Raw genomic sequence first — 17,853 nt, 5'->3', positions numbered from 1 at the left:
GACCTCGGCCAGCAGGCGCGACAGGTCGACCGGATGGGGCGACAGCTCGAGCCGGCCCGACTCCAGCTTGGACAGGTCCAGCACATCGTTGAGGATGGCCAGCAGGTGCTCGCCGGACTGGCGCGCGGCGGCTGCAGCGCGGCGCGCTGGCGCTCGGCCCCGGCGACGGCCTGGCCTGGTGCGAGATGGCGCGCGGCCTGCTGCTGCACCGGGTGCGGCTCGAGGCCGACGGCCGGCGCGTCGCCGCCTGGCAGGTGCTGGCGCCCACCGAATGGAATGCGCATCCGCGCGGCACGCTGGCGCAGGCGCTGGCGGCGCTGCCGGAGACCGGCCCGCGCAGCGAGGCGGCGCGGCTGCTCGCGCTGGCCTTCGATCCTTGCGTCGATGTCGAGGTGATTTGCGATGCATGAACTCAGTCTCGCCGGTGGCATCGTCCGGCTCGTCGAGGACGCGGCCGAGCGCGAACGCTTCCGCCGCGTCAGCCTGCTGCGGCTGGAGGCCGGCGCGCTCAGCGGCGTCGAGGTGCGTGCGCTGCGCTTCGCGCTCGAGGCCAGCGTGCCGGGCACCTGTCTGGAAGGCGCCGAGATCCTCATCGACGAGCCGCCCGGCACCGCCTGGTGCCTGGGCTGCGGGCGGTCGGTCGAGATCGGCTCGCGCGCCGACGCCTGCCCCTCATGCGGGGGCTTTCGCCTGCAGCCCACCGGCGGCACCGAGCTGCGTGTCGTCGACCTGATGGTCCACGACGACTGACCCCCACCGAACGACGAAGAACACCGAAAGGAACCCCACCATGTGCGTCATCTGCGGCTGCTCGACCGGCACCCCCGGTGCGGTGCACCAGCACAGTCACGATCACCGTCACGGTCACGGTCACGGCAGCGACCCGGCCCACGCGCATCACCATGATCACGGCGACCTGCACTACGGCCAGGGCCCGGCGCGGGTCAGCGTGCCCGGCATGAGCCAGGCGCGCGCGATCCGGCTCGAGGCCGACGTGCTCGGCGCCAACCAGCGCATCGCCGACGCCAACCGCGCGCACTTCGCCGGCCACGGCGTCATCGCCTACAACCTGGTCTCCAGTCCCGGCTCGGGCAAGACCACGCTGCTGTGCGCCACCATCGAGGCGCTCAAGGTCCGCGCGCAGGGCCTGCCGGTCGGTGTCATCGAGGGCGACCAGCAGACCACGAACGACGCCGACCGCATCCGCGCCACCGGCGCGCCGGCCATCCAGATCAACACCGGCAAGGGCTGCCACCTCGACGCGCCGATGATCGCCGAGGCCTTCGCGCGGCTGCCGCTGCACGGCCATCACCACCATCACGGCCAGGACCACGCCCACGCCGCCGACCCGTCGCTGCTGATGATCGAGAACGTCGGCAACCTGGTCTGCCCGGCGATGTGGGACCTGGGCGAGCGCGCCAAGATCGCGATCCTGTCGGTCACCGAGGGCGAGGACAAGCCGATCAAGTACCCCGACATGTTCGCCGCCGCGCGGCTGATGGTGCTGACCAAGGTCGATCTGCTGCCGCATCTGGACTTCGATGTGGCGCAGTGCATCGCCTTCGCGCAGCGCGTCAATCCGGACATCGAGGTGCTGCTGGTGTCGGCGAAGACCGGTGTCGGCATGGACGCCTGGCTGGACTGGCTGCTGCAGGACCTGGCATGAACACCCCGACCGTGCTGGTGCTGCCGCGCGCCGCACCGCGCCGGGTGCTGGCCTTCGGCGCCTGGCTGAAGAACAGCGCCGGGCTGCTGGAGGGCGATCGCTTCCTGCCGTCGGCGCTGCATGGCGACCTGGGCACGCCCGAGGCCTGCATCGCGCTGGAACGTTCGGTGCAGGCCCTGGCCGCGGCGGCCGGCGGGCCGATCGAGGCGGTCGCGCATGATCTTCACCCGGACTTCCACAGCACCCGGCTGGCGCTGCACTGGGCCGAGCGGCTGGGCGTGCCGGCCATCGGCGTGCAGCATCACCAGGCGCATCTGGCGGTGCTGCAGGCCGAGGCCGGGCTGGTGGACGGGCCGCTGCTCGGCCTGGCGCTGGATGGCGTCGGACTGGGCACGGACGGCACCGCCTGGGGCGGCGAGCTGCTGCGGCTGGATGCGCACGGCGGCTTCGAGCGGCTCGCGCATCTGCCGCCGCTGGCGCTGCCCGGCGGCGATGTGGCGGCGCGGGAGCCGTGGCGGCTGGTCGCGGCGGTGCTGCATGCGCTGGGGCGCGGCGACGAGATCGAGCCGCGTCTGGCGCCGGTGGTCGGGGCGGCTGCGGCGCAGGGCGTGCGGACGATGCTGGCGCGCGGGCTGAACTGCCCGGCCAGCACCGGCGCGGGGCGCTGGTTCGATGCGGCGGCCGGGGTGCTGGGGCTGTCGGTGCGGCAGCGCGAGGAGGCCGAGGCGGCGATCGCGCTGGAGCGGTGTGCGGCTGCCTGGCTGGAGCGGCATCCGGAGGGCGTGGCGGGCGTGGGCCCTCGCGTTCGCGAGGGTGACGGTGAACGACGGGTCGGTGATCTGGGCGGGGCGGTGTGGGCCCTGTTCGAGGCGCTGCTGGCGGTGGACGGGCAGGATGCCGAGGCCTGCGGGCGGGGAGCGGCGCTGTTCCATGCGGGGCTGGCGGATGCGCTGGCCGACGCCACCGTCGCGGCAGCGGCCCGCTGCGGCCTGCACGATGTCGCCTTCGGCGGCGGCTGCTTCTTCAACCGGCTGCTGAGCCAGCGCCTGAGCGCGCGGCTGACGGCGGCCGGCCTGCGTGTGCACCGCCCGCAGGCGGTGTCCTGCGGCGATGCCGGCCTGGCGCTCGGCCAGGCCTGGGTGGCAGCCGCGACGACTCCAACCCCTTTTGCGACGGAGACCTGAACCATGTGCCTCGCCCTGCCTGCCCGCGTGGCAGCCCTGTTGCCCGACGAGATGGCCGTGGTCGACCTCGGCGGCGTGCGCAAGGAAATCTCGCTGGCGCTGACGCCCGAGGCGCGTGTCGGCGACTATGTGATCGTGCATGTCGGCCACGCCATCGGCCGGCTCGACACCGAGGAGGCCGAGCGCACGCTGGCGCTCTTCGCCGAGATGGCCGCACTGGACCCGACCATGGCCCCTGCCCCGACCCCTGCCGAGGAGACGCCGCGATGAAATATGTCGACGAGTTCCGCGACGGCGAGCTGGCGCGCCAGCTCGCCGCGAAGATCCGCGCCGAGGCGCGCACCGACCGGACCTACAGCTTCATGGAGTTCTGCGGCGGCCACACCCATGCGCTGTCGCGCTACGGCGTACCGGCGCTGCTGCCCGACAACGTGCAGATGGTGCACGGCCCCGGCTGCCCGGTCTGCGTACTGCCGATCGGCCGCATCGACCAGGCCATCGGCCTGGCGCTGCAGCACGGCGCCATCGTCTGCACCTACGGCGACACGATGCGCGTGCCGGCCTCCGGCCAGCTGTCGATGCAGCGCGCCAAGGCCCGAGGCGCCGACATCCGCATGGTCTATTCGCCCGTCGACGCGCTAAAGATCGCCCGCGCGAACCCGGAGCGCGAGGTGGTCTTCTTCGCCATCGGCTTCGAGACGACGACGCCGCCGACCGCGCTGGTGCTCAAGCAGGCCGCGACCGAGAACCTCGCCAACTTCAGCGTGCTGTGCTGCCATGTGCTCACGCCCAGCGCGATCACGCACATCCTGGAGTCGCCCGAGGTCAAGCAGTGGGGCACCGTGCCGCTCGACGGCTTCGTCGGCCCGGCGCATGTCAGCATCCTGATCGGCTCGGCGCCCTACGAGGGCTTCGCCCGCGACTACCGCAAGCCGGTGGTGATCGCCGGTTTCGAGCCGCTGGACGTGATGCAGGCCATCCTGATGCTGATCCGCCAGGTCAACGACGGCCGCCACGAGGTCGAGAACGAGTTCACCCGCGCTGTCACCCGCGAGGGCAACGCCGCGGCGCAGGCGCTGGTGGCCGAGGTCTTCGAGCTGCGCGAGAACTTCGAATGGCGCGGCCTGGGCGAGGTCGAATTCAGCGCGCTGCGCATCCGCGCGCCCTACGCGCGCTGGGACGCCGAGCGGCGCTTCGACCTGCGCTACCAGCCGGTGCCCGATCACAAGCAGTGCGACTGCGGCGCGATCCTGCGCGGCGTCAAGCGCCCGGCCGACTGCAGGCTCTTCGCCACCGTCTGCACGCCCGAGAACCCGATGGGCTCGTGCATGGTCTCCAGCGAGGGTGCCTGCGCGGCGCACTACAGCTACGGCCGCTGGAAGGACATCGCGATCACCACCGCCTGAGCGCCCCGTCTGGCCCCGCCCCCACTTCCCGTCCTTCCCGCCCTTCCCGTCATTCCCGCGAAGGCGGGAACCCACCCCCGGCACCCACCATGGCCCTCCGCAAAGACTACACCCGCCCGCTCGACCTGAAGCACGGCCGGGTCGACATGAACCACGGCGCCGGCGGCCGCGCCAGCGCGCAGCTGATCGAGGCGCTGTTCGCGCGCGCCTTCGACAATCCCGCGCTGCGCGAGGGCAACGACGGCGCGGTGCTGCCCGCGCCGCCCGCCGGCCACCGCCTGGTGCTGGCCACCGACGCGCATGTGATCTCGCCGCTGTTCTTTCCCGGCGGCGACATCGGCGCCTTGAGCGTGCACGGCACCGTCAACGACGTGGCGATGATGGGCGCGCAGCCGCTCTACCTGTCGGCCAGCTTCATCCTGGAGGAGGGCCTGCCGCTGGCGGACCTCAAGCGCATCGTCGACTCGATGGCCGCGGCCGCGCGCGAGGCCGGCGTGGCCATCGTCACCGGCGACACCAAGGTGGTCGAGCAGGGCCACGGCGACGGCGTCTTCATCAACACCACCGGCGCGGGCTGGCTGCCGCCGGGCCGGCGCCTGGGCGGCGACCTGGCGCGGCCGGGCGACGTGGTGCTGGTGTCGGGCCCGATCGGCGACCACGGCGTGGCGGTGCTGTCGAAGCGCGAATCGCTGGAGTTCGAGACCGAGATCGTCTCCGACAGCGCCGCGCTCAACGGCCTGACCGCCGCCATGCTGGCGGCCGTACCGGAGGGCAGCGTGCGCGTGCTGCGCGACCCGACGCGCGGCGGGCTGGCGACGACGCTCAACGAGATCACCCGCCAGTCGGGCACCGGCATCACGCTCGACGAGGCAAAGATTCCGGTGCGGGCGCAGGTCGAGGCGGCCTGCGAGCTGCTCGGGCTCGACCCGCTCTATGTCGCCTGCGAGGGCCGGCTGGTGGCGATCTGCGCACCCGACGTGGCAGACCCGCTGCTGGCGGCGATGCAGGCGCATCCGCTCGGGCAGCAGGCCGCGCGCATCGGCCTCGTCACCGACGACCCGCACCGCTTCGTGCAGATGGCCACGCGCTTCGGCGGCCGGCGCGTGGTCGACTGGCTCAGCGGCGAGCAGCTGCCACGCATCTGCTGAAATCTGCTGAATCGACGGAGATCGCAGCAGCTGTCGTGGCGGCTATCGTGGCGGCCTGTTCCCGCCTTTCACGACATGCTGCGCCTTGCCCTGCCCCCGTCCGTCCGCTCCGCCTCGCGCCTGCTGGTGCTGCTGGCCGGCGCCCTGCTCTGTCTCGACGCGCTGCTGCTGATGTCCATCGGCATGCGCCATCTGGGCGTGGTGCTGCCGCTGCCGATCGGGCTGGCGCTGATCGGCCTGGCCTGGCGCGGCGCGCAGTGGCAGCACTGGCTGGCGCAGCAGCGCTGGCGCCAGCGCCTGTGGCGGGCGGTGTGCATCGGCTTCTGGCTGTGGCTGGCCAGCCTGCTGCTGTTCTTCCTGCAGATCGCCCAGGCCGGACGGGAGGGTCCCGACCTCAGCGCTGCGCCGCCCGGCGCGATCCTGGTGCTCGGTTCGGGCACCAACCACTGCCGCCCCTCGCCAACGCTGCGCCAGCGCCTCGAGCGCGGGCTGGACCTGGCTCGGGCCTATCCTCAGGCGCGGGTGGTGGTCAGCGGCGGTGTCGATCCGGGCTTCGGCTGCACCGAGGCCGAAGTGATGCGCCGCTACCTGCGCGACCGGGGCCTGGACGAGGCGCGCCTGCTGCTGGAGGAGCGCAGCACCAGCACCCACGAGAACCTGGTCTTCAGCCGGACGCTGCTGGAGCAGGTCGGTCTGGACCCGCGCCACACCGCCATCATGGTGATCACCAGCGACTTCCATGTGCCGCGCAGCCTGCGCATCGCCCGGCAGGCCGGCTATGCGCAGGTGCGTGCCGCCGGCGCGCCCACGCCGCGCCATCTGCGCTGGAACGCCTGGCTGCGCGAGTATTTCGCCTTCGCCAGCAGCCGGGCGCTGGGCGAGTTCTGAGCCTCGCGGCCCAGGCCCGGTGCGGGCAGAAATCATGGGTGCAGCGCAGCCAATTCGGCTCATGGATGCGCCGGGAACACCGATATAGTCGATCGATTGATCCTGTCCCGTTGCAGACCCGGAGACCCGCGATGACCTACGCATCCTTCCGCCGCCGCGCCAGCTGGCGTCCTCTGACCCTGAGCACCACGCTGATCGCTGCCGCCGCGCTGGCCGCCTGCGGCGGCGGAGGCGGCAGCGACGACAGCACGACCGGGGGCGGCGGCACGACCACCAGTGCGGTGGCGCTGTCGGGCACCGCCTCCAAGGGCCTGATGGCCAACGCCGACGTGAAGGTGCATCCGGTGGCGGCCGACGGCTCGGTCGACCTGACGACCACGCTGGCCTCGACCACCACCGACGCCGAGGGCCGCTACAGCCTGAGCTTCGACGCCACCGTCTCGCGGCCCTACGTGGTGCGCGTCTCGGCCAAGGCCGACGGCAGCACCACCCATCTCGACGAGGTCACCGGCACCGCGCAGCCACTGCCGGCCGGCTTCTCGATGCGCTCGGTCATCACCCCGTCGCAGGCCGGCACGGTCACCACCAGCGCCAGCATCACGCCGTTCAGCGAGATGGTGGTCGCCGCGGCCGAGCGCGCCGGCGGCGGCATCAGCGCCGGCAACACCGCACAGGCGGTCTCGACCGTCAGCCAGCTGCTCGGCTTCGACCCGACCGCGGTCAGCGCCCGTCCGGTCGGCTCGGCCCAGAGCGAGGACGAGAAGAAGATGGCCGTCATGCTCGCGGCCGTCTCGCAGATGGCGTCGGGCGGCCAGCTCGGCTGCGGCGACGGCGATGCCGGCGCGCGCACCCGCTGCGTGGTCGAGGCGCTGTCGGCCTCGGCCAGCACCTCGTCGCTGAAGCTGGCCTCCGGCAGCGGCGGCGCGGCCGTCGATGTCTCCGGCGCGCTGAGCAGCGCGCTGGGCACCGTGCTGACGACGCCCAAGCTCAGTGGCAGCGTGCCCGGCAGCCTGCTGGCCGGCGTGATCGCCAATCTCGGCTGCAAGGACAGCGGCTGCACGCCGGCCGCAGCGGGCGGCTCCGGCGGCAGCGACCCGACCGCCACCGCGATCGCCGCGGCCAGGCTGCTGTTCAACGAGATCCGCAGCGACTGGGGCGCGATGTTCAGCCGTGGCGGCGCCTCGCTGTCGGGCGGTGCCGTCAACATCCAGGCCTGGCAGTTCCGCAGCGCGATGGAAGGCATCGAGGTGCCGGTCGACATGCTGGTCAAGGACACCGGCACCATGCTGATGGGCGTCGACCTCTACAACGACCTGATGGCCGGCCGCTCGACGCAGACCACCCGCAGCCGCGGCGGCGACGGCCAGGGCGGCCCGGTCGCCGGCGCCTGCGGCCTGTTCACCGCCACCGACCTGAGCACCCGCGCCACCGGCACCGCCGACGCCCGGGTCGTCGGCTGCCGCGCGGTCTACCGCAGCTCGCGCAGCTTCACGCAGAACGCGATCGTGACCACCGAGTGGGTGCACGGCTTCACGCTGGAGCCGCAGGCCGACGGCAGCTTCACCTATGTCAGCCGGGCCCGCCAGCGCGTCAGCAGCTGCGACTACAGCAGCGGCGCCTGCACCGTGACCGCCAACACCGTGCTGCAGCCCCAGCTCGAGGCCTCGGCCGGCCGGCTCGTGCCGACGCTCGACACCCCGCTGGGCACGATCCGCGGCTTCACGCTCGCAGGCGATCTGCCCGGCGGCGTCGGCAAGGGCTCGGACACGCTCGGCAGCCACCATCACGCGATCGCGCTGACCGGCAGCATCAGCACCGCGGCCGACGGCCTGTCGGCCACCAGCCAGAGCGACACCTACGCGGTCAGCGGCACGCTGAAGGCCTACTCGGATGCCAGCACCGAGATCGGCACGCTGACGCTGCGCAGCGGCCAGCTCGCGATGTCGACGCTGACGGCCGGTGGCGCGCCGGTGGGCACGCTCGCCGACCTGAACCTGCTGTGGACCACGCCGGGCGCCGAGTTCGAGGGCACGTTCAAGCTCAAGGACGTGGTGCTGACCCGCTCGGGCGAATCCTGGCTGCCGACCTTCGGCCAGCTCAGCGGTGCGCTGCGCACCACCCGCGACGGGGTGAGCACCGAGTTCCTGAAGGCCACGCTGGAGGCGCGCATCAGCGGCGCGGGCAGCTACGACGAGCGCGAGGCCGACAGCGCCGGCAACCGCTTCGGCGTCGACCTGACGCTGACCGGCACCGTCACCGCGCCGCAGCGCCCGGTGCTCGAGTTCACGCTCGGCACGACGATGCACAGCGATCAGGAGAGCCCCGACGCGGTCAGCTTCCAGTACCGCACGCTGGTGGGCGGCACGCCGCGCATGGTGGTCTCCGGCACCGCCACGCCGGGCAGCGAAGGCAGCGACGCACGCTTCATGCTGCGCGAGGCCACCAGCAAGCTCTCGCTGGGCTGGACCGGCCAGCCCAGCTCGGCCGAGCTGAAAGCCGGCGACACGCTGATCGGTCGCATCGACGCCTCCACCCGGATGCTGACCTTCACCGACGGCAGCTTCGTTTCGCTGGACATCGGGCTGTGAGCCCGGTGCCGCCACGCCTGGCCGCGCTGCTGCTGGCGGCTGCCGCCGCGGCCCACGCGCAGCCGGCCGCGCCGGGCTGGCGGCTCTCGCTGGCCTCGGACCGGCATGTCGACGCGCTGGCGCTGGGTCGGCTCGGCGACGACGAGGCCGCCCGCGCGCTCGATCCGCGCGCCGGGCGCAATCTGGGCTATCTGTTCGACGAGCTGCGGCTCGAGCGCCGCGGCAGCGACGGCACGCGCGTCGTGCTGCTGGCACGCCAGCGCGCGATCGCCATCGCCAGCGCGGGCGCGCTCGAGCTGGCGCGCCAGGTCGAGACCGGCGGCACGCCCGGACACGACCGCGACTGGCGCGTCGACCTGGACCACCTCGGCTTCGCCGGTGCCGGCCTCGAGCTGGGCACGCGCGATCTGGCGCTGGCCCCGGGGCTGACGCTGGCGCTGTCGGCGCAGGCCCTGGCACTGCAGCGGGTCGGCGCACGCCGGATCGACGGCCACGCCGGCTGGCGCCAGGCCGAGGGCCGCTACCAGGCCGAGCTGCGCTCGCTGCAGATCGACGACCGGCTCGACTTCCCGTTCCGCCAGCCGATGGCCGCACGCGGCTGGGCGCTGCTGCTGGGCGGGCGGCTGGCGCTGCGCGACGGCGCCTGGGACGGCGAGCTGCGCTGGCAGGACGCGGGCAGGCTGCACTGGCGCGGCCTGCCACAGCAGCAGGCGCAGCTCTCGACCGACCAGGCCGGGCTGGACGCCGACGGCTTCGTCAGCTACCGGCCGCTGGTCGAGGGCCGCAACCGCCAGCCGCCCTGGCGGCGCACGCTCGCACCGGTCAGCACGCTGGAGATCGGCTGGCGCGGCGAGGGGCTCGGCCGGCTGCAGGCCGGCCTGGTCTGGCTGCCGGGCTGGGGCGCGCTGCCGCGCCTGGGCTGGCAGGGCCAGGCCGGCGGCTGGGGCCTGTCGGCGCAATGGCGACCGCACGAGCGCCGCATCGGCGTCGGCATCGAGCGCAGTGGCTGGTCCCTGCAGCTTGGCAGCGACCTGCGCGGCGGCGAACGTCGATCGATGCTGCTGCAGGTCAGCGGGCCGCTGCCGTCGCTCTGACCCGACAGGCCCGGCGCCGGGCCCGATCTGCCATGATCGCGGCCTTCTTCCGCTGCCCGCGGCCGTCCCGCTGCTGCCTGTCATGTCCTGCATCGCCGTCATCGACTTCGAGACCACCGGCGGATCGCCCGCGCTGGGCGACCGTGCCACCGAGGTGGCGATCGTCATCCTCGAGGACGGCCGACCGGTCGAGCGCTTCCAGAGCCTGATGAACGCCGGCCGGCCGATCCCGGCCTTCATCTCGCAGCTGACCGGCATCACCAACGCGATGATCGCCGCCGCGCCGCCCGCCGGGCAGGTGATGCGCGAAGCGGCGCGCTTCGTCGGCGAGCTGCCGATGGCCGCGCACAACGCCGCCTTCGACCGCCGCTTCTGGCAGGCCGAGCTGGCGCTGGCCGGGCTGGCGGCGCCGCATCCCTTCATCTGCACCGTGATGCTGTCGCGCCGGCTCTATCCGGACGCGCCCAGCCACCGCCTGGGCGATCTGGCCAGCTACCACCGCCTGCCGAGCACCGGCCAGGCGCACCGGGCGCTGGCCGATGCCGAGATGGCCGCGCATCTGCTCGGCCGCATGCAGGACGACCTGAAGCACGCCGGCCTGGGGCCCGGCAGCGAGGGCCGCTGCGACCATGACTGGCTGATGCGGGTGCAGGCGCTGCCGAAGCAGCGTGTCGCGCAGATGCTGGCCGGCACACGCTGACCGGACCGGCATGAGAAGCCCTCGCGCACTGCTGGCCGGCGCGCTGCTGGCCCTGCTGACCGGCGTGGCCGCCGGCCTGCTGCTCTGCCAGGACGGCATCTGCCGCGTCATCGCGCTCGATCGCGCCGGGCTGGCATGGTTCCACGCGCTGCGCTCGGACGGCACCGACCGGCTGGCGGCCGCGCTGACCTGGGCCGGCTCGCTGGCGCTGCTGCTGCCGGTGGCGCTGGCCCGGGCCGCCTGGCTGCGCCGCCAGCAGCGCCCCTGGCAGGAAGCGGCCTTCGTGCCAGCCGCGCTGCTGGGCACGACGCTGCTGGTGCATGCGGTCAAGCTGCTGGTGATGCGCCCGCGCCCGGACCTCTTCCCCACCGGCCTGCCACTGCCGCCCGACCTGAGCTTTCCCAGCGCGCACACCGCACAGGTGCTGGCGGTCGTGCTGGCGCTGTGGTGGCAGCCGGGCCGGCCGCGCCCGGCGGCGATCTGGCTGGCCGCCGGCCTGGCGCTGGCCTGCGTGGTCGCGGCGACCCGGCTGCATCTGCAGGTGCACTGGCCGACCGACCTGATCGGCGGCGCGCTGATGGCCCTGATCTGGGTGAGGGCGCTGGCCGGCGCGATGCCCGGGGCCTCGCGCATCTGCGGATGCGGGCGGTATCCGGGCACGACACAATCGGATCCGCCATGAACGCCCCCGATTCCCTGCCCTTCGACGACACCGATCCCGACGCACCCGACGAGGCCGACCTGCCGCTGGTGCTGCTGGTCGACGACGAGGTGCGCTCGCAGGACGCGATGCGGCGCACGCTCGACGAGGACTTCCGCATCCTGTGCGCCAGCTCGGCCGAGGAGGCGCGCGCGCTGCTCGAGCGCCACGAGGCCGCAGTCATCCTGTGCGACCAGCGCATGCCGGGGCTGACCGGCGTGGAATTCCTGCGCGAGGTGCGCGAGCGCTGGCCGGAGACGGTGCGCATCGTCATTTCCGGCTACACCGACAGCGAGGACATCATCCGCGGCATCAACGAGGCCGGGATCTACCAGTACATCCTCAAGCCCTGGGTGCCCGACCACCTGCTGCAGACGGTGCGCCAGGCGGTGGAGGCGCGCACGCTGCAGCGCGGCGTCAGCCGGCTCGAGCTCGACCTGCGCGCCGGCACCACCGCGCTGCGCACCCGCCGCGGCGACCGGCTGGCGCAGGCGCGCGCGACCTTCGGCTTCGAGCGCATCGAGCGCACGCCGGGCAGCCCGCTCGACGCGGTCTGCGCGATGGCGGCGCGGGTGGCGCGCTTCGACCTGCCGGTGCTGGTGCTGGGCGAGTCGGGCACCGGCAAGGAACTGCTCGGCCGCGCGATCCACTACGCCAGCCCGCGCGCCGACGGCCCCTTCGTGCTGGAGAACTGCGCCGCCATTCCCGACACGCTGCTCGAGTCGGAGCTGTTCGGCCACAAGCGCGGCGCCTTCACCGGCGCCTTCGAGGACCATGTCGGCCTGTTCCAGCGCGCCCACGGCGGCACCGTCTTTCTCGACGAGATCGGCGAGACCTCGCCGGCCTTCCAGGTCAAGCTGCTGCGGGTGCTGCAGGAAGGCGAGCTGCGCCCGGTAGGCTCGACCCGCTCGGTGCCAGTCGATGTGCGGGTGATCGCCGCGACGCACCGCCGGCTCGACGACGAGGTGCGCGCCGGGCGCTTCCGCGAGGATCTCTACTACCGCCTGGCCGGCATGACGCTGCAGATGCCGGCGCTGCGCGAGCGCGCCGGCGACATCGCGCCGCTGGCGCGCCGGCTGGCCAGCGAGGTCGGCGCCGAGCTGGGCCTGCCCGGCCTGGAGATCGGACCGGAGGCAATCGCGGTGCTGATGGCCTATCCCTGGCCGGGCAACATCCGCGAGCTGCGCAACGAGATCGCCCGCGCAATCGTGCTGGGCGACGGCCGCCGGATCGCGCCGCACGACTTCTCCGCCACCGTGCTGCATGGCCAGACCGGCCGCCATGCGCCGGCCGGCACGCCCGGCCCGAATCTGCCCGGCCTGCCGCAGAGCGGCACGCTGCAGGAGCGCCTGGACGCGATCGAGGCGATGGTGCTGCGCGAGACACTGCTGCGCCACCGCTGGAACAAGACCCGCGCAGCCGCCGAGCTGGGCCTGTCGCGTGTCGGCCTGCGCGCCAAGCTGCGGCGCTTCCAGCTCGAGGACACGCCCGCATCGCCCGAGGACCTGCCATGAACCTGCTGTGGCTGCAGTCGGGCGGCTGCGGCGGCTGCTCGATGTCGCTGCTGTGCGCCGACACCGCCGACTTCGCCGGCCAGCTCGAGGGCGCGGGCATCCGGCTGCTGTGGCATCCGTCGCTGTCGCTGGCCAGCGGGGCGGATGTGGTCGCGCTGCTCGACAACCTGCTGGCCGGCCGGATCGCGCTGGATGCACTGTGCGTCGAGGGCGCGCTGCTGCGCGGTCCGAACGGCACCGGGCGCTTCCATGTGCTGGCCGGCACCGGCGTGCCGATGATCGACTGGGTGCGGCGGCTGGCCGGCGTGGCGCGCCATGTGGTGGCGGTGGGCGCCTGCGCGGCCTGGGGCGGCGTGACCGCGGCCGGCAGCAACCCGACCGAGGCCACCGGACTGCAGCACGACGACGATCGCCCGGGCGGTCTGCTCGGGCCCGACTTCCGCAGCCGCTCCGGCCTGCCGGTGGTCAACATCGCCGGCTGCCCGACGCATCCGGGCTGGGTGCTGGAGACGCTGATGGCGCTGGCGGCCGACCTGCTCGGCCCCGCAGACCTCGACGCGCTCGGCCGGCCGCGCTTCTATGCCGACCAGCTGGTGCACCACGGCTGCACCCGCAACGAGTTCTACGAGTTCAAGGCCAGCGCCGAGAAGCCCTCCGACCTCGGCTGCATGATGGAGCACATGGGCTGCAAGGGCACGCAGGCGCATGCCGACTGCAACACCCGGCTGTGGAACGGCGAAGGCAGCTGCACCCGCGGCGGCCACGCCTGCATCTCCTGCACCGAGCCCGGCTTCCAGGACCCCGGCCACGCCTTCGCCGAGACGCCGAAGATCGCCGGCATCCCGGTGGGCCTGCCCACCGACATGCCCAAGGCCTGGTTCGTCGCGCTGGCCTCGCTGTCGAAGAGCGCCACCCCGCGCCGGGTGCGCGAGAACGCCACCGCCGACCACCGGGTGGTGGCGCCGCAGATCAGGAAGACCGGGCGGCGGTAGACCGACAGGGCCTGCGACCCGCACGCCACGCGAGTCAGCACCGATCGAGCAGACGGTGAGCCCGCAGCACGACCGGACGATCGATCATCTTGCCGTCGAGTCGCACTGCGGCACCTCCGCTGGTGCGGTCCGCATCCACGACACGTCGCGCCCAGTCACACTCGGCCGGACTGGGAGCCAGAGCCGCGTGCACCGGCCTGACCTGACACAGGTGGATGCAGAGCTTGCCGCCAAAGCCGAAACGGCGGGCACGCGCGGTGTCCCGCCCCAGCTGCTCGGCAGCATCCAGGGCGACCGTCACACCATCAATGGCCGGCGCCAGACCGGCCAGACCGACAGAAGGTCGATCGCTGCGGCACCAGGTCGCCAGCCAGGCCTCGTCCTCGGCCCAGTCCGCACTGCGATGCGCATTCAGGCGCTGCACGACGGGAACACCATGACTGATCCAGTCTGACCAAGCAGCCCGGACCGCGACACGAGCGGCCGGCTTGTCAGCCGGTGCAACGGCATCCTCGAGATCCAGCACGATCGCGCCGGCCCCGCTGGCCAGCGCCTTGGCAAAGCGCTCGGGTCGATGCCCTGGCACGAAAAGCAGACTGCGCGCCTGAGCCAGACGAGCAGAAAGATTCATGGAAGCAGACATGTGCAATCCGGGTCAGGCTGCGGTGGCGCCGGTCACATGCGTCACCACAAGGCGGCGCAGCAAGGGCAGCTGGCCGGTGAAGAAATGATCGGCCTCGGGCAGCACGGTCACCGCCTTGTCATGGCGGCGTGCCCAACCCAGGACCAGATCGCCGCCGAAATGGCCCGGGCTGTCATAGCTGCGGCCCGCAGGCACGCGGCCGTCGGGCAGGCTGGCCAGTACCACGCTCGAGGCCGGCGCACCGGCCTCGCTCAGAGCTGCAGCGATACGCGACACCACATGCGCTCCGAAGGAGAAACCCACCAGCGCCAGCGCCAGCCCCTGCCTGATTCCTGCGCGCAGGGCCTGCACCAGCGCCAACAGATCGTCGGCCTCGCCAGCGCCGCAGGCGTGCCCCCCCGTGCTGCGCCCCACGCCACGGAAGTTGGGGCACAAGTCAGCCAGCCCGCGTCGGCCAGCCCGCCCGGACGCGGGCCTCCAGCGGAGGAGAATCGCTCAGCACCTCCAGCATGCCTGCAGGACTGCGCACCAGCGTCGCGCTGCAGGCCAGATCGTCGGCAGTCAGTGCCTCGATCATCGCCATGCGGCCAACACAGTCACCAGCTCAGGCACGGCCGCAAACAGATCCGCTTCGAGGCCGTAGTCGGCGACGCTGAAGATCGGCGCTTCCGGATCCTTGTTGATCGCCACGATCACCTTGGAGTCCTTCATGCCGGCCAGGTGCTGGATCGCGCCGCTGATGCCGGCGGCGATGTACAGGCTCGGCGCCACGATCTTGCCGGTCTGACCGACCTGCCAGTCGTTCGGCGCATACCCCGCATCCACCGCCGCACGGCTCGCACCCAGCGCCGCGCCCAGCTTGTCCGCCAGCGGGATCAGCACTTCATTGAACTTGTCGCTGCTGCCGAGTGCGCGGCCACCGGAGACGATGATCTTGGCAGCAGTCAGCTCGGGGCGATCGCTCTTCGTGACCTCGCGGCCGACGAACTGGCTCTTGCCCGAGTCGGCCACGGCGGCAACCGATTCGACCGCGGCCGAGCCACCCGTGGCAGCCGCGGCGTCGAAGCCGGTCGTGCGCACGGTGATGACCTTGACCGCATCGGTGCTCTGCACGGTGGCGATGGCGTTGCCGGCGTAGATCGGGCGCTCGAAGGTGTCGGCGCTGATGACCTTGGTGATGTCGGTCACCTGGGCCACGTCGAGCTTGGCGGCCACGCGCGGGGCGACGTTCTTGCCGCTGGCGGTCGCCGGGAACAGCAGGTGGCTGTAGGCACCGGCCACGGCCAGCACTTGGGCCGCGAGGTTCTCGGCCAAGCCGTCAGCGAGGCTGGCGCCGTCGGCGTGCAGCACCTTGGTCACACCGGCGATCTGGGCTGCGGCAGCCGCAGCCGCACCGGCGTTCAGGCCCGCGATCAGCACGTGGACTTCACCGAGCTGCGCCGCCGCAGTCACGGTGTTCAGCGTCGCGCCCTTGATGGATGCGCCGTCGTGTTCAGCAATAACGAGTGCAGCCATCTCAGATCACCTTCGCTTCGTTCTTCAGCTTGGCGACCAGCGTCGCCACATCCGCCACCTTGATGCCCGCGCCGCGCTTGGCCGGCTCCGCCACCTTCAGCGTCTTGATGCGCGAGGCCACGTTGACACCCAGCGCGTCCGGCTTGATGACTTCCAGCGGCTTCTTCTTCGCCTTCATGATGTTCGGCAGCGTCACGTAACGCGGCTCGTTCAGGCGCAGGTCGGTGGTGATGATCGCGGGCAGCGACACCGACACCGTTTCCAGACCGCCGTCCACTTCGCGGGTGACCACCGCGCGACCGTCCACGACCTCGACCTTCGAGGCGAACGTGGCTTGCGGCAGATCCGCCAGCGCCGCCAGCATCTGCCCGGTCTGGTTGCAGTCGTCGTCGATCGCCTGCTTGCCCAGGATCACCAGCCCCGGCTGCTCCTTGTCGACCAGCGCCTTCAGGATCTTCGCCACCGCCAGCGGCTGCAGTTCGGCATCGGTCTCGACCAGGATGCCGCGGTCGGCACCGATCGCCATCGCCGTGCGCAGCGTCTCCTGGCACGGGCTCACGCCGCACGACACCGCCACGATCTCCGTGACGAGGCCCTTCTCCTTCAGCCGCACCGCTTCCTCGACGGCAATCTCGTCGAACGGGTTCATGCTCATCTTCACGTTGGCGATGTCCACGCCGGTGCCGTCGCTCTTCACGCGCACCTTCACGTTGTAGTCGACCACCCGCTTGACCGCGACCAGAACTTTCATCTTCAGACCTTTCGTTTTCCAGGGGGACGGATTGGCGCCGCCCGGGCGCTCAGTCCAGCTTGGCGCCCGAGACCTTGACCACCCGCTCCCACACCGCGGCGTCCTGCCGGAACTGGGCGCCAAAGCGCTCGGGACTGCTGCCCACAGGGATGAAGCCCATCTGCACGATGCGCTCGCGCATGTCGGGCTGGGCCAGGATCGCCTGCATCTCGGTGGCCAGGCGATTGACCACCTCGGGCGGAGTCCTGGCCGGGACGCTCATGCCCAGCCAGCCGGAGACCTGAAACACCTCATCCTTGATACCCTGTTCCACCATCGTGGGCACCTTGGGCAGCGCCTCCATGCGCTGGGTGCCGGTGACCGCCAAGGCCTTCAGCCGACCCGACTCGATGAAGGAGCGCGCCGACTGCAGGCTGGCGAAGGCCATCTGCAACTGTCCGCCCACCAGATCCTGCAGCATCGGCGACTCGCCCTTGTAGGGCACATGGCTCATGTCGGCCTTGAGCTTGTCCGACAGCCAAGCGCCGGCCAAGTGCGCGTAGGAGCCCATGCCCCAGGAGCCATAGGTGACCCTGCCCTTGTTGTGCTCGATGTGGGCGATCAGCTCCGGTGCGGTGGCCAGCGGCATCTTCGGGTTGACCAGCAGCACCACCGGTGCCAAGGCGATCTGGGTGATCAGCGTCTGGTCCTTCTGCGGGTGGTAGGGCAGCTTATCGTAGAGGAACTGGTTGATCAGCATGGTAGTGCCCAGCGAGACCAGTACGGTGTAGCCGTCGGGCGCGGACTTCAGCGCCTGGTCGGTGCCCATGATGCCGCCGGCACCGCCGCGGTTCTCCACGATCACCGGCTGGCCCAAGCGGGCCGAGAGCTTTTCGCCCAGGGTGCGGGCAGTGATGTCGGTGGCGCCGCCGGCGGCGTAAGGCACGATGAACTTGATGGGCTTGGCCGGCCAGCTCTGGGCCTGGGCGAGGCCGCTCAGGCCCAGCGTCGTCAGCACCGTAAAAGCACTCAAGGCGCCGGCCAAAACGCGGCGGGGAATGGCGGGGGTGGTCATGGGTGTGTCT

20 protein-coding genes are annotated in these 17,853 nt (G+C 72.1%); 14 read left to right on the top strand and 6 right to left on the bottom strand.

Annotation, left to right across the window (positions count from 1 at the left end; genetic code table 11):
- The first annotated feature begins 131 nt into the window (after nt 1–131).
- From HZU84_RS02195 to HZU84_RS02130, 14 genes are all read left to right on the top strand, one after another.
- A complete protein-coding gene (locus HZU84_RS02195) occupies nt 132–410 on the top strand; it encodes a nickel-dependent hydrogenase large subunit (protein ID WP_180692756.1) in 279 nt (92 codons plus the stop codon).
- Complete coding sequence (locus HZU84_RS02190) at nt 403–750, top strand: hydrogenase maturation nickel metallochaperone HypA/HybF (protein WP_149503875.1); 348 nt, start codon at nt 403–405, stop codon at nt 748–750. Before HZU84_RS02195 ends, HZU84_RS02190 begins: the two co-directional genes overlap by 8 nt.
- Before the next feature lie 40 nt (nt 751–790).
- The gene (hypB, locus tag HZU84_RS02185) at nt 791–1,666 is read left to right on the top strand and encodes a hydrogenase nickel incorporation protein HypB (RefSeq protein ID WP_149503876.1); all 876 of its coding nucleotides are present in this window, start codon (nt 791–793) and stop codon (nt 1,664–1,666) included.
- On the top strand, nt 1,663–2,850 hold the full coding sequence (locus HZU84_RS02180; RefSeq protein ID WP_149503877.1) for a Kae1-like domain-containing protein: 1,188 nt from the start codon (nt 1,663–1,665) through the stop codon (nt 2,848–2,850). The genes hypB and HZU84_RS02180 overlap by 4 nt, the downstream gene beginning before the upstream one ends.
- Before the next feature lie 3 nt (nt 2,851–2,853).
- Nucleotides 2,854–3,120, top strand: coding sequence for a HypC/HybG/HupF family hydrogenase formation chaperone (locus HZU84_RS02175; protein ID WP_149503878.1), 267 nt, complete (start codon nt 2,854–2,856; stop codon nt 3,118–3,120).
- Nucleotides 3,117–4,256 carry a hydrogenase formation protein HypD gene (gene hypD, locus HZU84_RS02170; RefSeq protein WP_149503879.1) on the top strand — a complete coding sequence of 380 codons (1,140 nt, stop codon included), beginning with the start codon at nt 3,117–3,119 and terminating at the stop codon, nt 4,254–4,256. The genes HZU84_RS02175 and hypD overlap by 4 nt, the downstream gene beginning before the upstream one ends.
- An 89-nt stretch (nt 4,257–4,345) precedes the next feature.
- A complete protein-coding gene (gene hypE, locus HZU84_RS02165; RefSeq protein WP_149503880.1) occupies nt 4,346–5,404 on the top strand; it encodes a hydrogenase expression/formation protein HypE in 1,059 nt (352 codons plus the stop codon).
- A gap of 75 nt (nt 5,405–5,479) precedes the next feature.
- On the top strand, nt 5,480–6,292 hold the full coding sequence (locus HZU84_RS02160) for a YdcF family protein (protein WP_149503881.1): 813 nt from the start codon (nt 5,480–5,482) through the stop codon (nt 6,290–6,292).
- A gap of 131 nt (nt 6,293–6,423) precedes the next feature.
- The gene (locus HZU84_RS02155; RefSeq protein ID WP_149503882.1) at nt 6,424–8,880 is read left to right on the top strand and encodes a hypothetical protein; all 2,457 of its coding nucleotides are present in this window, start codon (nt 6,424–6,426) and stop codon (nt 8,878–8,880) included.
- Nucleotides 8,877–9,974 (top strand): hypothetical protein, encoded by a 1,098-nt coding sequence (locus HZU84_RS02150; RefSeq protein ID WP_180692754.1) that lies wholly within the window; start codon nt 8,877–8,879, stop codon nt 9,972–9,974. The genes HZU84_RS02155 and HZU84_RS02150 overlap by 4 nt, the downstream gene beginning before the upstream one ends.
- Nucleotides 9,975–10,056: 82 nt before the next feature.
- Entirely contained in the window at nt 10,057–10,674 is a 618-nt protein-coding gene (locus HZU84_RS02145) for a 3'-5' exonuclease (RefSeq protein ID WP_149503884.1), read from the top strand.
- 10 nt (nt 10,675–10,684) lie between these two features.
- Nucleotides 10,685–11,356 carry a phosphatase PAP2 family protein gene (locus HZU84_RS02140; protein WP_149503885.1) on the top strand — a complete coding sequence of 224 codons (672 nt, stop codon included), beginning with the start codon at nt 10,685–10,687 and terminating at the stop codon, nt 11,354–11,356.
- A complete protein-coding gene (locus HZU84_RS02135) occupies nt 11,353–12,888 on the top strand; it encodes a sigma-54-dependent transcriptional regulator (protein WP_149503886.1) in 1,536 nt (511 codons plus the stop codon). The genes HZU84_RS02140 and HZU84_RS02135 overlap by 4 nt, the downstream gene beginning before the upstream one ends.
- Nucleotides 12,885–13,880 carry an NADH-quinone oxidoreductase subunit B family protein gene (locus tag HZU84_RS02130; protein WP_149503887.1) on the top strand — a complete coding sequence of 332 codons (996 nt, stop codon included), beginning with the start codon at nt 12,885–12,887 and terminating at the stop codon, nt 13,878–13,880. Before HZU84_RS02135 ends, HZU84_RS02130 begins: the two co-directional genes overlap by 4 nt.
- A 34-nt stretch (nt 13,881–13,914) precedes the next feature.
- Here the strand turns inward: HZU84_RS02130 and HZU84_RS02125 are convergent, their stop codons facing one another.
- The 6 genes from HZU84_RS02125 to HZU84_RS02100 are packed head-to-tail and all read right to left on the bottom strand — an operon-like array spanning nt 13,915 to nt 17,843.
- Nucleotides 13,915–14,523: an HpcH/HpaI aldolase/citrate lyase family protein gene (locus HZU84_RS02125; protein ID WP_219340819.1), complete on the bottom strand. Its 609-nt coding sequence runs from the start codon at nt 14,521–14,523 to the stop codon at nt 13,915–13,917.
- A 12-nt stretch (nt 14,524–14,535) separates the two neighbouring features.
- A complete protein-coding gene (locus HZU84_RS02120) occupies nt 14,536–14,958 on the bottom strand; it encodes an alpha/beta hydrolase (RefSeq protein WP_149503888.1) in 423 nt (140 codons plus the stop codon).
- A gap of 1 nt (nt 14,959) precedes the next feature.
- A complete protein-coding gene (locus HZU84_RS02115; protein WP_180692753.1) occupies nt 14,960–15,106 on the bottom strand; it encodes a hypothetical protein in 147 nt (48 codons plus the stop codon).
- Entirely contained in the window at nt 15,097–16,038 is a 942-nt protein-coding gene (locus tag HZU84_RS02110; RefSeq protein WP_149503889.1) for an electron transfer flavoprotein subunit alpha/FixB family protein, read from the bottom strand. Before HZU84_RS02110 ends, HZU84_RS02115 begins: the two co-directional genes overlap by 10 nt.
- Nucleotide 16,039: 1 nt before the next feature.
- Nucleotides 16,040–16,789, bottom strand: a complete 750-nt coding sequence (locus HZU84_RS02105; RefSeq protein ID WP_149503890.1) for an electron transfer flavoprotein subunit beta/FixA family protein — start codon at nt 16,787–16,789, stop codon at nt 16,040–16,042.
- 49 nt (nt 16,790–16,838) lie between these two features.
- Entirely contained in the window at nt 16,839–17,843 is a 1,005-nt protein-coding gene (locus HZU84_RS02100) for a Bug family tripartite tricarboxylate transporter substrate binding protein (protein WP_149503891.1), read from the bottom strand.
- Nucleotides 17,844–17,853: the final 10 nt, after the last annotated feature.

The sequence above is a fragment of the Sphaerotilus sulfidivorans genome, from assembly GCF_013426975.1.
In the GTDB taxonomy this organism is placed as follows: domain Bacteria; phylum Pseudomonadota; class Gammaproteobacteria; order Burkholderiales; family Burkholderiaceae_C; genus Sphaerotilus; species Sphaerotilus sulfidivorans.
The sequence above is the reverse complement of the archived record's forward strand: the minus strand, read 5'-3'. Positions and strand labels throughout refer to the sequence as shown.

Coding starts and splice junctions, on each gene's coding strand:
- HZU84_RS02190 (WP_149503875.1), top strand. CDS start 403: ATGCATGAACTCAGTCTCGCCGGTGGCATCGTCCGGCTCGTCGAGGAC.
- hypB (WP_149503876.1), top strand. CDS start 791: ATGTGCGTCATCTGCGGCTGCTCGACCGGCACCCCCGGTGCGGTGCAC.
- HZU84_RS02180 (WP_149503877.1), top strand. CDS start 1,663: ATGAACACCCCGACCGTGCTGGTGCTGCCGCGCGCCGCACCGCGCCGG.
- HZU84_RS02175 (WP_149503878.1), top strand. CDS start 2,854: ATGTGCCTCGCCCTGCCTGCCCGCGTGGCAGCCCTGTTGCCCGACGAG.
- hypD (WP_149503879.1), top strand. CDS start 3,117: ATGAAATATGTCGACGAGTTCCGCGACGGCGAGCTGGCGCGCCAGCTC.
- hypE (WP_149503880.1), top strand. CDS start 4,346: ATGGCCCTCCGCAAAGACTACACCCGCCCGCTCGACCTGAAGCACGGC.
- HZU84_RS02160 (WP_149503881.1), top strand. CDS start 5,480: ATGCTGCGCCTTGCCCTGCCCCCGTCCGTCCGCTCCGCCTCGCGCCTG.
- HZU84_RS02155 (WP_149503882.1), top strand. CDS start 6,424: ATGACCTACGCATCCTTCCGCCGCCGCGCCAGCTGGCGTCCTCTGACC.
- HZU84_RS02145 (WP_149503884.1), top strand. CDS start 10,057: ATGTCCTGCATCGCCGTCATCGACTTCGAGACCACCGGCGGATCGCCC.
- HZU84_RS02140 (WP_149503885.1), top strand. CDS start 10,685: ATGAGAAGCCCTCGCGCACTGCTGGCCGGCGCGCTGCTGGCCCTGCTG.
- HZU84_RS02135 (WP_149503886.1), top strand. CDS start 11,353: ATGAACGCCCCCGATTCCCTGCCCTTCGACGACACCGATCCCGACGCA.
- HZU84_RS02130 (WP_149503887.1), top strand. CDS start 12,885: ATGAACCTGCTGTGGCTGCAGTCGGGCGGCTGCGGCGGCTGCTCGATG.
- HZU84_RS02125 (WP_219340819.1), bottom strand. CDS start 14,523: ATGTCTGCTTCCATGAATCTTTCTGCTCGTCTGGCTCAGGCGCGCAGT.
- HZU84_RS02115 (WP_180692753.1), bottom strand. CDS start 15,106: ATGGCGATGATCGAGGCACTGACTGCCGACGATCTGGCCTGCAGCGCG.
- HZU84_RS02110 (WP_149503889.1), bottom strand. CDS start 16,038: ATGGCTGCACTCGTTATTGCTGAACACGACGGCGCATCCATCAAGGGC.
- HZU84_RS02105 (WP_149503890.1), bottom strand. CDS start 16,789: ATGAAAGTTCTGGTCGCGGTCAAGCGGGTGGTCGACTACAACGTGAAG.
- HZU84_RS02100 (WP_149503891.1), bottom strand. CDS start 17,843: ATGACCACCCCCGCCATTCCCCGCCGCGTTTTGGCCGGCGCCTTGAGT.